This window comes from Bartonella sp. HY328, assembly GCF_025449335.1.
Taxonomy (GTDB): Bacteria; Pseudomonadota; Alphaproteobacteria; order Rhizobiales; family Rhizobiaceae; genus HY038.
On record NZ_CP104883.1, the window covers coordinates 2,341,899 to 2,356,848 of the forward strand.

A 14,950-nucleotide genomic window follows, 5' to 3' on the forward strand; every position below is an offset into this window, starting at 1 on the left:
ACAAAATCATAAATATGCTGGCTTTAAGACTTAAGCAAAACTTCCCCATACTCCCATAATGCAATCATTATCTCTTTATGATGAATGAATAAGTAAGTAATAAATGCGTCTTAACCCATTTTGCATACGCATGCAAACCATAATACAATTTTTTAAATTGGCAATATGCTATTTAACAAAACAAATTTTTTTGTAATTTTAACATTGGGACAACGAAACGATCCTTGCAATGCGACATCGAAAAATTGGCAACGCCAACAAAAAAAGCATTGTGTAATAAACACAATGCTTTCTTTAAAAGAATAAAATGATAGAAAAATTGATCCCAATATGAAATCGCTACATTTACAAACTACCACCAACGCCTTTAAATTTATCAACAAAAGCCGAGATTTTTTGAAATAAGCCTTGCTTTTTTTCCATATAGTTTGGGTTAAGTGGGCTCATTTTTTGCATCATATCATTAAGTTCGGTGCCTTCGTCACTGGCATAATTGCGTTTTAAGGATGTGGAAATATAGTTTTTGGCTTCTACTTCTTTAATATTTTCTTGCAAAATCAAAGCTTCAACCTCGCGCTTTTGCTCGGCGCGCGCAAAATCATAAAATGCTTCAATCATGCTGTCTTTATCGCCAACTTTGTCTAAATCAACTTGATTGATAAACTCCACCACCAAATCTTCCTTGGCGCGGTTATCAAAGCTGGCGCGGAGCATGCGGCGCACTTCTTCCACCAAGGCAGCCTTATCCTTTACCTGCTTGTTATGATCGAAAATAATTTTCAAAATATAATCAAGGTTGATTTCTTGGCTTTTAAGCAAATCCACTTCAAAAACTACATCACCCCAATCAAGGCTGGATTCGTCTTTTTCTTTACCTGCCTGCTCTTTCCTTATCCAATCGCGAATATCATTATAGGTTGAGCGATAATCCTGCGCCTTTTTAACTGGCACCACAGGAATGGTTTGCAACTTTGACACATCATCATCGCTGACATGATATTTTTGCATAAATTCTTCTAACGCCGCGGCATCATCTTTATCGATATTTTGCAAGGCTTGCACGGCGGCAAACTCGTCATAATTTTGCAAAATATTTTCAATACGCAAATATTCGCCAAATAATTTGGCAAAATCGCGCTTGTCTTTTTCAGTTTCAATCGCTTGTGGGTTAGCAAAACGCTGCTGCAACTCGTTGACAATTTCAATATAACCGCGCTGTACCCTGCCCGTCACCTCATCGGTAAAGCCATTTAAATAAGCCTCGAAGCTTTTTTCTAACACAACATCGCGCGTTTTTTTATTGCCAAACAAGGTAATTGCATCAATCGTATTTTGTTCTAAATCGCGAAAGGTAACAATATTGCCAAAGGTTTTGGTGGCATCTAAAATGCGGTTGGTGCGTGAAAAAGCTTGAATCAAACCATGAAAACGCAAATTTTTATCAACAAATAAAGTGTTAAGACTTGGCGCATCAAAACCAGTTAAAAACATACCAACAACAATGACTAAATCTATGTCTTGGTTTTTAACCCTTTTGGCTAAATCGCGATAGTAATTTTGAAATTCCTTACTATCCAACCCAAATTTAGAGTTAAACATCGCATTATAATCTTTGACTGCACTTGCCAAAAATTCCTTAGCGCTTAAATCCATTGCCGTTGGCTCAAAATTTTCGTCTATAATATCGCCAATGGCATTTTGCTCCTCATTGGCAGCAAAGGAAAAAATAGTGGCAATTTTTAATGGCTTAGCACTGTCTTTTTGCAAATTTTGCAAACATTCATAATAGGCTTTTGCCGCATCAACACTGCTTACCGCAAACATGGCATTAAAGCCCTTGCCAGTTGGATTTAAGCGGTGGGTCTTTTGCTTGAAATGATCAAGCACATATTGGCTAATTTCGGCAATACGCGCAGGGTGCAGCAAGGCTTGCTTATTTTCAGCGGCAGATAGTTTTTGCTCGTCGGTTTCTTTTTCAAGGCTCGCAAATTGTGGGCGCACATCATTATAATCAACCTTGAATTTTAAAACCTTTTCATCACGGATTGCATCAGTAATGACATAGGCATGTAATTCCTTACCAAAAACGCTTGCGGTGGTTTCTGCCCCTAAGGAATTTTCTGGAAAAATCGGCGTGCCGGTAAAGCCAAATTGATAATATTTTTTAAATTTTTTCTTTAAGTTTTTTTGCGCCTCACCAAATTGCGAACGGTGCGCCTCGTCAAAAATAAACACCACTTGGCTGTCATAAATGGCAAGATCGTCCTCACTTTTCATCAAATTATTAAGCTTTTGAATGGTGGTGACGATAATTTTATTGTCACTGCTTAAAATATTACGCTTTAACCCTGCCGTACTATCTGAACCATTAACACTATCGGGCGAAAATTTTTGATATTCCTTCATGGTTTGATAGTCGAGATCTTTGCGATCTACAACAAAAAACACCTTATCAATAAAGGGAAGCTCGGTGGCAAGGCGTGCAGCTTTAAAACTGGTGAGGGTTTTGCCAGATCCCGTGGTGTGCCAAATAAAGCCACCTGCTTCAAGATTGCTCCAGTTTTTTGCATGATAGGCGCTTTCAATCTTCCATAAAATACGCTCCGTCGCAGCAATTTGATAGGGGCGCATAACCAGCAAATTATTGCTTATATCCAAAACAGAGTAATGCAGCAAAACATTAAGCAAGGTATTTTTTTGAAAAAATGTATTGGTAAAATCTTTTAAATCTTTAATCAGCTCATTATTAGCTTGCGCCCAATTCATCGTAAATTCAAAACTATTTTTATTGCGATCAAGGCTATTGGCAAAAAAACGCGTATCGGTGCCATTGGAAATGACAAAAAGCTGGATATATTTAAACAAAGAGCCATCGCTATTTAAACTTTCCTTACTATAGCGGTGAATTTGGTTAAAGGCTTCACGAATGGCAACGCCGCGCCGTTTAAGCTCAACATGGACAAGCGGCAAACCATTGACGAGAATGGTGACATCATAGATATTTTTATAACTGCCATGCTGCTCAAACTGGCGCATAACTTGTAAATGATTATTGCTAATTGTCTTTTTATCCAGCAGATGGATATTTTGCAGCCGCCCATCATCAAAAGTAAAATCATGCACGGGGCTATCATGAATTTTACGCGCTTTATCAACCATATTTTCAGACGGCTTATCCAAAAATTCTAGCAAAAAGCGCTGCCACTCAACATCCAAAAAACGCACGGCATTTAGCCGCTCAATCTGCACGCGCAAATTGGCATAAAGGCTCTGACTAGTCTGTTTTGGCAACACCTCAAACCCCAACTTCGCTAAATCTGCCAGCAACTCATTTTCTAAATCATATTCGCTTTGGTAAGAAGAATTTGCTTCTTCCAGCGGCTCATATTTATCCAAAACAATAAAACGATTGGTTTCAGCAATGGGCGTTGTTTGCGTGGTCATAATTCCCCCTAGAAATTTTAAGCACTGGTTTAGAGCGTTTTTCCAAAAAGTGTGAAGCGGTTTTTAAACAAAAACGCTATTTAAACAATGGATTAGAGTGCCGACCTGATCCAATCAGATCGAAATGCGTTTATCAAGCAGCATCAGGTTTTGGAAAGTTTAACAATAAATCGCGGTAATATTCATATTGCTTTTGCCGCAAGGCAATTTCGCGCGGCAAACCATCACTGATGGATGTGGTCAAAGCATCAAATTTATCTAAAATCGCAACAATCCGCTCTTGTTCAGCAAGCGGCGGAATGGGGACTGTTAATTTTTCTAGACTATCTCGTGAAACACGACGTACTTTAGTACCCGTAATATACTTACGCTTTTCTTGTTGAAAGATTTCCGTTTGAAAACAATAAGCTAAATATTTAACATTTTGTTTATGCCTAAAAAATAGCATATCACCTGAAATTGCAGTTTTTTCTCCTAGCCAACCAACGCACTTTAAAACATCTTCATCATTTTCAGATGTCGTTGCTATTAGAAGATCATTATTATCCGCAATTCGCAACTTTTGCGCTAGTTTATCAGTTACAAACGAAAAAGTTTTATCCGCAAACAAACCATACTTAGTATATATTTGACCATAATGAATAGCTGGAAATCCATTTTCAACAAAGTCTTTTTTACTTAATCCGTTACCACGGATAAATTCACCAATCTCCCCCAAGGTTTTCCATTCGACGTCACCTTGTTGAAAACTCAATAAATTATCGCGATAATAGTTGTATTGTTTTTTGCGGGCGGTAAGCTCTTGGGTAAGCTCTTGGGTAAGCTCTTGGGTAAGCGCGGTAAAAGCATCTAAAATCCGCACAATTTCTTTTTGTATTTCAAGTGGCGGAATAGGAATTGGAATATTACTAATCATGGGTTTAGTTAATTGCGGGATCCCACTTTTTGGTACTTTATAATCATTTTCAATTAATTTCATATAATAATATGCATATTTCAAATTAATAAAATTTTTAGGTGTTAAAACGAGCAACCTTACAATAGGAAAAAATGGGGTAGTTTGATAGCTGGTCCAACCAATCGTTCCTCGCGCTGATATGGTCAAGCTGGGTTCGTTTACTTTAGGTTTATTCGTCCAACCATATAAAGATCTACCTCCAATCCCATTTGATAATATTGGCACATTAAATTCTTGCGTCTTCACATCTGAAAAAGCATCTTTAGGTACATCACCACCCGCAAAAACCTCGAACACCTCCCCCAACGGCTTCCATTCAACCTTTACATCTTTTAGCAATTGCTTGATCATGCTTCAATCTCCGCAATGATGCTATCAATATCATGGCGCAGGCTATTGATTTTTTGCACGATTTCAGCAATTTCTGCGTTAAGCGTTGTTATGTCGACCTTCTCGCTTAAATCTTCCGCTTCTACATAGGAACTTACAGCAAGATTATAGTTGTTTTTAACAATGTCGGCATAGCGGATATTTTTGCTAAAATGGGCAATGTCTTGTTTGCTGGCAAAAACCTCGATTATCTTAGCAATGTCTTCTTTGCGCAAAATATTATTATTGGTTTGTTTTTGAAAACATTTGCTGGCATCAATAAATTGCGTGTCATTATTAAATTTATGTTTAGATAGCACCAAAATATTAACGGCTATAGTTGTGCCAAAAAACAAATTGGGCGCAAGGCTAATAACCGTTTCAACATAATTATTGTCAATGAGATATTGGCGAATTTTCTGCTCTGCCCCGCCGCGATAAAAAATACCGGGAAAGCAAACAATTGCCGCCCGCCCAATGCCCGACAAATAATTAAGCGCGTGCAGCACAAAGGCAAAATCTGCCTTGGATTTTGGCGGCAAAACACCAGCAGGGGCAAAGCGGTCATCATTAATTAAAGTTGGGTCATCGCTACCAATCCATTTAACCGAATAGGGTGGATTAGAAACAATGGCATCAAAGGGGCGATCTGTTTTAAAATGCGGCTCTAGCAATGTGTTGCCCAAAGCCATTTGAAATTTATTATAATTAATATTATGCAAAAACATATTCATGCGGGCAAGATTATAAGTGGTGTGGTTAATTTCCTGCCCAAAAAAACCCTCTTCAATAATATGCTCATCAAATTGTTTTTTGGCTTGCAACAAAAGCGAGCCTGAACCTGCCGCAGGGTCATAAATTTTATTGACTTTGTCCATGCCATGCAATGCCAATTGTGCAATTAACTTTGACACATGTTGGGGGGTGAAAAACTCACCACCCGATTTACCAGCATTAGCAGCATAGTTGGAAATTAAAAACTCATAGGCATCGCCAAAAAGGTCAATGTGGTTATCGTTAAATTCACCAAAGTTTAAATCGGCAACGCCTTTTAAAACCGCGCAAAGACGGAAGTTTTTATCCTTAACTGTATTGCCAAGGCGATTGCTGGTGGTGTCGAAATCGGCAAATAGCCCTTTAATATCGCTTTCAGATGCATAGCCAATGGCGCTTGCTTCAATAGCGTTAAAAATGTTTTTCAAATCTGTATTGAGATTTTCATTTTGGCTTGCATTTGCAACAACATTTTTAAATAATTGGCTTGGATAAATACAATAGCCTTTTGCCTTAACCGCATCATCTTTAATCGCATCTGTTATCACGCTATCGGGCAAGGCAGCATAATCAACGCTTTCATCACCTGCTTCAATATATTGGCTAAAATTTTCACTAATAAAGCGATAAAACAGCGCACCAAGCACATATTGCTTAAAGTCCCAACCATCAACCGAGCCGCGCACATCATTGGCAATTTGCCAAATTCTTTTATGTAATTCTGCCCGCTGTTGAATGCTGGATGTCATTTTAAGCCCCGTTTTAATAATTAACCATATTTGAGATATCGTAAATAAAAGGGGGAGTAAAGCACTAAAAGCGGTAAACTTAATGGCGCACCCGACAGAATTCGAATCTGTGACCTTTGCCTTCGGAGGGCAACGCTCTATCCAGCTGAGCTACGGGTGCGTAATTGATTCCTAAAAAATCAATTTTTGCTTTCTAACCTATCAAAGCCTAGGCTTCAACCAGCAATTTTATATAAAGCCAATTTTATTAATAAATGTAGCGATTACTATGATAAATAAAAAGCAGAAAGCCTAATTAAAAATGGCTTTCTGCTTATTAATTTATTAAATAAAATAAGCAAGGTGCTTATTTAGGGTGGATCATGTCCTCTGGACGAACCAAACGATTATAATCTTCCTCGGTTACAAGGCCGCTTTTTAGTGCTTCATCACGCAAGGTAGTGCCGTTTTTATGAGCAGTTTTTGCAATTTTTGCAGCCGCATCATAGCCGATAGCCGGTGCTAATGCGGTTACCAACATTAAGGATTGCTCCATCAAGTCTTGGATACGCGCGCGATTAGCAACGATACCATCAACGCAATGATCGGCAAAGGAGCGCATACAATCTGATAGCAAGCGAATAGATTGCAAAACATTATAAGCAATAACTGGCTTATAAACATTAAGCTCAAAATGCCCTTGTGATGACGCAACCGTAACAGTTGTATGATTGCCAAAGACTTGGCATGCAACCATTGTTAGCGCTTCGCATTGGGTTGGATTGACTTTACCCGGCATAATGGATGAACCAGGCTCATTTTCAGGCAAGCTCAATTCACCAAGGCCAGAACGAGGGCCAGAACCTAGAAAACGAATATCATTGGCAATTTTAAACAAATCAGTTGCCAAAGCATTCAAACTACCATGGAAATAAGTAATTGCACCATGACTTGCTAAGGCTTCAAACTTATTGCTTGCAGCTTTAAACGGAATACCGGTGATGGTTGTCATTTGCGCGGCAAACTCTTTATCAAAACCAATCGGCGCATTTAGCCCTGTACCAACGGCAGTGCCGCCTTGAGCAAGATAAAGCACGCTTTTTAGTGCTTCTTCAATGCGCAATTTGCCATGTTCAAGGCTGGCGCGATAACCTGAAAACTCTTGCCCCAAAGTGACTGGTGTTGCATCTTGTGTATGGGTACGACCAATTTTGATAATGTCGTTAAACTCATCCTCTTTAGCTTTTAGTGCCAAGATAAGATGATCAAGCGCTGGATAAAGACGCGTTACTGTTTCAATCGCAGTTGCAACATGAATTGCGGTTGGGAATGAGTCATTTGAAGATTGACTCATATTGACATGATCATTTGGATGAACAGGCTTTTTGGTACCCATTTCGCCGCCAAGCATTTCAATAGCGCGATTTGAAATAACCTCATTGGCATTCATATTGCTTTGTGTGCCTGAGCCTGTCTGCCAGACAACCAATGGGAAATTATCATCAAACTTGCCATCAACCACTTCTTCGGCAGCAGCGATGATAGCGCGGCCAATTTCAGGTGATAATTTGCCAGCAACCATATTAGCTTCGGCAGCAGCCTGTTTAACAAGCCCCAAGGCATGGACAAGCGGCAAAGGTTGCTGCTCGATACCAATTTCAAAATTATGGATTGAACGCTCAGTCTGCGCGCCCCAATAACGGTCGCCGGGAACTTCAATCGGTCCGAAGGTATCAGTTTCTGTACGGGTTTTGCTCATTCTTGCAATCCTTCTGATTTTACACGGCCGGGAAACCGGTGTGAGTGCTTATGACGCACTGCTTAAAACAGGCGCGATATTTTTCTTGTACTTGCTACACGCTATCATTGGCAAGACATTGCACAATTTTTTGAAGGTTTATATGGATTTTAATCGATTTAATCATTTTTATGGTTAAAATGACAATGAATATAAGTAAGCAACATATCCAACACCGTGTAAGTTTTAGCGTAAGCTGGTCAAAATTATGCCTATTGCTTTACGTCACACCCAATAGCTTAATTGTATTTTTAAAAAGAATAAAGCTGTAGGAAATTGCTAGCATTGATAAATGCAAAAATTCATTTAGCTTTGCGGTGAGCCCCATTACTTTCACAATAATGAGCATGCGCCAATTGCAAATTATGTTATAATCTGCAGATATTATTGTCCTCCGTTTTTGTTTGGGCCTTTTAAAACACGCCTACAACGCCGCTGCAACATAAGCTGGAATATCCTACGATATATAATTGTTTTACCATTTACTCACATGGAAGCAATCCAATAAATAGTCAGTGATAATGCGTGTTTTAGAAATAACTTTTAAGACAAGTAAATGGAATAAAATGCAAAAAGCGGAGGGATTTTACGCCACTCCGCTTTTGAAATTTGCAAATTATAAGGCTAATCAGTTGGGCTTACCGGTTGATGTCACCTTTAAATCAAATTTATTCAAAATTGCGGATGTATCTGTTTGCGGAATTAAAAATTCAGATAGGCTTAATCCGCCCGGTGCTTTAGCTACCATTTGAATATTAATAGTGCCTGGATTATCAACAAAATTGCCAAAGGTATTTGAAATAGCTGTTGCATCTTCATGATTTTTCAAAAGCAGCGGCGGACTTTCAACCGCAATTATTTTTATGCTGTTGCGCAAATCAGATGGAGTAGTACCAGCCTTAGGGGCTTCCCATTGAATAATTTTATCAAATAGCCCATAATCACTAACCGCTAAATTTAAACTTTGAAGAGAAATTTCCTCTGCTACATTCGCCATTTGATCAAAATTGCCCGCAAAGAATGCCGGACCAATATTTTTCAATTTCCCCGACAGCTGCATCTGCCCCATATCTTTGCCAGTAAAGCCTAATTCAGCAATATTAAGCGAATTATCATCACTATTCCAGTTAAGGTTCATGATAAAGGATAGATCCAATTGGTTATAGCCCATCTCCTTCAAGACCTCGATTTTTTCATTTGGCACATCGGCAAGATCAAATAAAACATTGTCGGCCTTGATCAAAAGCTGCTCTGGAATAATATTATTCCAGTTGCTTGGGGTTATTTCAAACGATCCTACAGTTAATTTGCCATCGGCAGTATCAACAACCAGATTTTCTAAAGAGCCGTTAACTTTAGCAATGGTTGCAAGCAACTGTATGAGAGTTTTGGTGGCATCGTTGCGCTCCTCTTTGCTGGCATTTGCATTTTTTAAAACAGCAATTGCGGCCTTTGCTTGTGCGATTGGATTTTGTCCTAAATTGCGCAACGAAAATCCTTCTGATTTAAGCGCGCCTAAACTGACATGTAACTGCTTGCCATCGCTTAAACCAGCGTCAATCTTTACATCTGAAAGATTAACTGGGCCAAATAAATCAACAATAGATTGATTTTGCGAAAGAATATTTTCCATAAAACCATAGGCTGAGGCTACATCGATATTTTTTGCACTTGCCGCGCCGCTTTGCAGTTGCAAGCCAGATAAATTACCTTGTTTAAAATCAGATGCAGTTTGCATTGAATCAAACCCGATAAAAGCAATTTTACCCTTATCAAGATTATCAAGGGTAAAACCTTTTATAGTTGCCGTTTCTTGCGCACCATTTAGGTTTGATACAAGTTCAATATTACTCGCACGAATACTCGACAAACCAATTTGCATGAGCAATCGTAGATTTTTAGACTTAATAGTCTCATCCTTGTCATTTAAAACAATGCCATCTACGTGAAGTTGCGGAATTTGCATGCTGATACCGCCGTGTTCAACCTTCACGTCATAAAGATCGGCAACGCCTTTAAAGCTGCTAACAGGAGGACGCACTGATATTTCTCGCACGGTGATAATAGTGCCATTTGTCATTGGTAAGCGGACTTTATGAAGATTTGCTTTACCCGTTAAACCAATGCTCCAACTTTCGAGCTCAATGCCATATTTATTAATTTCTTTATTCACAAAATCATTAATTTGCGGCCTTGCAACAACAAAAGCAACCCCACCAATAACAACCAAGACGATGATTATCCCAAAAAGGTAGATGAAACTACGTATTATAAATCTCTTTAGCCAATTGCCAACGGATGCCATGCTGTTCTCTCATTTTTTTAATAATGAATATGCGAAAATACCAGATAACCGCTTTTACCTTGAAGCGTCATATTTTTAATTTTTGCATTTCCATATAAAATATGGTTTTACTATGATAATAAAAGGCTTTTAAAACAATTTTATACCTATTTTCAAGCTGTAACCACCTTTTAAACAAAGATTATGGCATTAATAACCGGCGTAGCAAATGAACTTAGCTAAAAAGCTGAAATTTACACTATCGAGAGACCAATAGCAGCATAATTGCGGCTTAAGGAATTGATGCTAGATCAATATCCATAAGCGACCATAATAGCGTTTTATTTTCCATAAAAGCTGGGATTAAAACTGCAATAATTACGCTATTGGGCGTTTTTTCCTCTAACGTAAGCACTAATCCACTACCATTTTGTATATAGGCATCATAAGCGCGTACGAAACTTTCGACTTTGCTGTCTTCAAGTTGCAGTCCATTGAGCCTTTGCTCAAAGATCTCAACAATCTTGGTTTTCAACTCATCCAATGAGCTAAAGCTCAACCCTGCGATGAATGAAAAATTCTGATCTTTCAAGCCGCGATCTTCATATTGCAAAACTAATTTATTAACCATAACATTAATTAAGTTGCCAAGCATATCGCCTTGCTGGCCCGAAAATATTGGCTCTTGAACATTCGAAAATTCCGCTCCAATTGCTAAACGTCCCAATTGTTTGCTTTCGATGAAACTATTGTCAATTTTTAAGCTATTTGAATTGCTATTCCAAGCCGCCTGAAAGTTCAAATTGACATTTAACGATGAGCTTTTAAATCGCGGCATATTCATTTGAGCGATTATCTTTTTAGGAAGTACAAAATCATCAATCACAAATGCAATTTTGGTCGGAATAGGTCCAGGGGTCTCATATTCATTTCTCAAAGATAATTCATTAAGCTTAAAAACCTGCTCGAGCGCGGCATTTGAATTATTCGAATGTTTTGACGGTGCGTATAAATTTAGGTTATGAACCGAAAGACTATCGATTTGCGGAAAATTCGGCCAAATTTTTTGCATAAGTACTTTTGAATAATCAAAATTAGCATTCTTCTTCAAACCATCCTTATCCAACAATCTCGAAAATTCGCCATCAATAAAATTATAGAAATTAGCCAAATCTATATTTTTAGCCTGAACTTCATCCACTTTCCATTCAAGAGGTAGGTTAAAAAGCCTTATTGAGCTTGGATTTTCTAATTCTCTTGACACATCATCAAGTTGATTGAATTGGAATGTTAACTTATTATTTTGATAGGAAATAGTGCCAGTTTTAATTAAAAACTGATATTCCATCGCACCATCTTCATACTCTTTTGCATAGTCTTCAAAATCCAAATCAACAGTTTGAACCATATCCAAAAGATAAAAATAGCTACGCAATAATTTAATGTCTTTATAATCAGCTAAAGGGTCTTCAACTAATGGTTGGCCATCTTTGCCACGTTCGACATCACTCATCGCTAAAACAGAAATTTGATTATTGAACAAATCAGCAAAGGTTTCACGATTTTGACGCAGCAATAAACCAGACAGATTTACTTCTTCAAAATCAATAGTCTGGCTATTATCATAATAATTTATGTGACGAATATTCACACTTTTGGCAATGGATTTAGCTACATTCACTTGATAATTACGTGGCGCAAAAATTAGATCAAATACTTGCCAACAATTCAAATCACGAAAATTAATATGATCGATTGACAAATTAATTGACTGATTATCGCCTCCAACTGATTTTTTGCCAACTTCGATCGCAGATCCCCAAAAATATTGCGATTGAACGATACCTTGCGACACACTCTCAAATGCACCAGCATCAATAGTAAATTTGAGTAAATATGATGTATTACCAATAGATGATCTTAACGACATTTTACTAAAATCAATTTGGTTGATATCCATATTAAGCAGCGAATTTAAAAAAGATGGAAGATAGAAACGCTTATTTGACAGAGTGGGTTTATGTTCAAATTTTAGATCTGAAATACTTAAACTATCAAGATTAAATTCAAAACCATCCTTATAATTTATATTGCTAATTTCAAAATCAAAACGCCCATTTTCTTTAGGTTTAATCAGTAATGTTTCGATGTTAACTTTTGTATTATGACCAAGTGGAAGATACGCATTTTTAATGGCTATCACGCCTTCTTCATGCTCCTCTACATTCTCAAAATGTAAGCCATTTTGCTTTAAAAAAGTAAGTACTGGTTGCGTTACCTGTGTAGCAGCAGGGGAAGATTGAGAACAAGAAACGAAAATTAGAAAAAAAGCTACAAATGATAAGCCTATCTGTTTGAAAAAAAACAAGAAACCTTGGCAACAATCGTTTAAATGATACTGCAATCTTAGCATTTTCTTCCCCTTCATTTCACCACGCAAAACAATAACGTTAAAAGCATAAAAAAACCATTGGTATGTTGAGTTTTAACAACACACCAATGGTTTATTCAACGTCTTTAAAAACCTATTATTTTACGGAGACTGCAATATCAAACAGTGACCATAATGGATCAAGGCTATCGCTTAAATTTATCAGAGCGAAACTGGGCAATCCAACACCAAAACTGGTTTTGGATTTTGCACCAAAGGCTATAACGCCGCCGTTTTTCATAAACTTTGCAACAGGAACGATGACGCCTGCACGAATGTCATCATCATCGATATAGTCTTGCGTGATAGGGACCATTCTCGAAATCAAACCATAGTTAACTTCTTCAACCGATATATTTTTTTCTTTTGCTATGGCTTCTTTAAAGGCGCTAAGTCTTCCCTTATCATCAAGGCTAATTTCGAAATCTTTTACTGTTAAGCCCGATGCGGCAGCTGCCATTTCTATCGTATTACCTGAAAAAAGATATGGCTGCACTTGACCGATGGTTGCACTAGCATCTACACGACCAAAAACATTGGTTTCTAAGAAACTATCATGAAGTAAAATTTGTTTCTTTTCTTCATTCCAGTCAGCTTTAATACGTGCAGATAGCTTTAGCATTCCATCGCTAAGGCCAACACTCTGAGGAAAATAAGTAAAGTCTTCGACGAATTGCTGATAATTGACAACATTTAAATCAATAGATGTTGGGATTGGACCAGATACAGCATATTTATGGTTAAGCGAAATTTCATCGAATTTAACATTACCCTTAGACATAGGTAAATTCATATCGACATTTTTAACTTCTATTCCGTCAATCTTAGGATATAGCTTGCCAACATTTGCCATTAAGCCGACAACATATGTTCTGTCATTTGGTATTGTGTCAAGTTTCGATAATTTATCTAATTCTGAAACAGCAAATTGATATAGGGACGAAAAGTCTACTCTTTTAATGCCAACAATACCGATTTTTCCAACTGCAACAGCTTGATCATCCAATAGCGGGCTAGCGGCATTAATATCCAAGCCCTTATATTCTATACTCGTCTTTAAGGGTTCATATCCAATTGTAAGACCCTCGATATTAACGGTTATATTGACTTCAGAATCGTTTTGGATTGAAGTTGCGTTTTTTGCCTCTTGTTGAAATGGACCTACCATATCAATCATATAAAGAGCATCACGAATAAGACCAAATAGTTTTGGATAGTCTAACTCCGCTTGTTCGCCTTTTTCCTCAGCCTCACGTGCGGATATAGGAGCAGATTTGGCAAATGCCAAGAGGTTGTTTATGGTATCAACTGGTGCTTTTTTTCCGTAACGCATAGAGATGCCATCGGTTGTAATTTCTTCAATCGACATCTGTTCTTCATGTTTTAAGGGTGATTTTGTATCAATTTTATAATTTTTGATAACAGTTGCACCGCTCACTTTTTCAAATGGCTGATCTGGCTTATCGTCTGCGATATAAGCCATTAGCACTTGCAATCTCACATTATTATCTTGAACAGTAATTTGCTCAATTGAGGCGATTTGGAGAGTGGGTGGCAATAATATGCTATTAGTGCTTATATTGGTAACAACACTATATTTATCAATTACTTGCTGTGCAACGATACCATTATTATAATCATGAAGCTCATACTTACCTATGGCTATTGATGCTGAAATTTTAAGTTCACTCAGGTTAAAAGAAAGTTTAACCAAGGAATTATCAAACGCCATTAATTTAAAATCATTACTTAGCAAATGCAAAGCAAAAGGCGCCATTTTGTCCTTAAGACGAGGGTCAAAAATATCTTTATTCAGCTTATAACCTGTTATGGCAATAGCAGGCAAAGCAACTTCTATCACCCCGTTTTTATAGCTGACATTTTTAAGATTAATATCTAGCAAGCTGTCATTTTTGATCGCAACATTAATACTTTCAACATTGAGCTGCACATTGTCTGCAACTTGTAATTTTGGCTCAACAAGAGAATACGTCTTATCGGAATTTTCTTTCCACTCCTTAAATACGACCCCTTGCTCTTTCAATTGTTCGAAAACAGCATTTATTTTTTTTTGCTGCAAGCCAAGATAATAATAGATGCCGCCGCCTATTAGTAAAACAAGAATAATAAGGATCGCAATAAGTTTGCCCTTATTTCCCTTACT

At 37.6% G+C, this 14,950-nt stretch carries 7 protein-coding genes and 1 tRNA gene; all 8 read right to left on the reverse strand.

Translation table 11 applies throughout. The features are described 5' to 3' along the window. Positions 1-345: 345 nt before the first annotated feature. Positions 346-3,444: a type I restriction endonuclease subunit R gene (locus tag N5852_RS10045; RefSeq protein WP_262097662.1), complete on the reverse strand. Its 3,099-nt coding sequence runs from the start codon at positions 3,442-3,444 to the stop codon at positions 346-348. Between the two features lie 133 nt (positions 3,445-3,577). Beyond that, positions 3,578-4,753, reverse strand: coding sequence for a restriction endonuclease subunit S (locus N5852_RS10050; RefSeq protein WP_262097663.1), 1,176 nt, complete (start codon positions 4,751-4,753; stop codon positions 3,578-3,580). Further along, the gene (locus N5852_RS10055; RefSeq protein ID WP_262097664.1) at positions 4,750-6,294 is read right to left on the reverse strand and encodes a type I restriction-modification system subunit M; all 1,545 of its coding nucleotides are present in this window, start codon (positions 6,292-6,294) and stop codon (positions 4,750-4,752) included. Before N5852_RS10055 ends, N5852_RS10050 begins: the two co-directional genes overlap by 4 nt. An 83-nt stretch (positions 6,295-6,377) precedes the next feature. Continuing rightward, positions 6,378-6,454, reverse strand: a tRNA-Arg gene (locus N5852_RS10060). A gap of 186 nt (positions 6,455-6,640) precedes the next feature. Continuing rightward, positions 6,641-8,032, reverse strand: coding sequence for a class II fumarate hydratase (fumC, locus tag N5852_RS10065; RefSeq protein ID WP_262097665.1), 1,392 nt, complete (start codon positions 8,030-8,032; stop codon positions 6,641-6,643). Positions 8,033-8,699: 667 nt separating this feature from the next. Further along, complete coding sequence (locus N5852_RS10070) at positions 8,700-10,301, reverse strand: aq_1923 C-terminal domain (RefSeq protein WP_262097666.1); 1,602 nt, start codon at positions 10,299-10,301, stop codon at positions 8,700-8,702. Between the two features lie 346 nt (positions 10,302-10,647). Beyond that, entirely contained in the window at positions 10,648-12,768 is a 2,121-nt protein-coding gene (locus tag N5852_RS10075) for an aq_1923 C-terminal domain (RefSeq protein WP_262097667.1), read from the reverse strand. Between the two features lie 115 nt (positions 12,769-12,883). Then, positions 12,884-14,866, reverse strand: coding sequence for an aq_1923 C-terminal domain (locus N5852_RS10080; protein WP_262097668.1), 1,983 nt, complete (start codon positions 14,864-14,866; stop codon positions 12,884-12,886). Positions 14,867-14,950 lie beyond the last annotated feature (84 nt).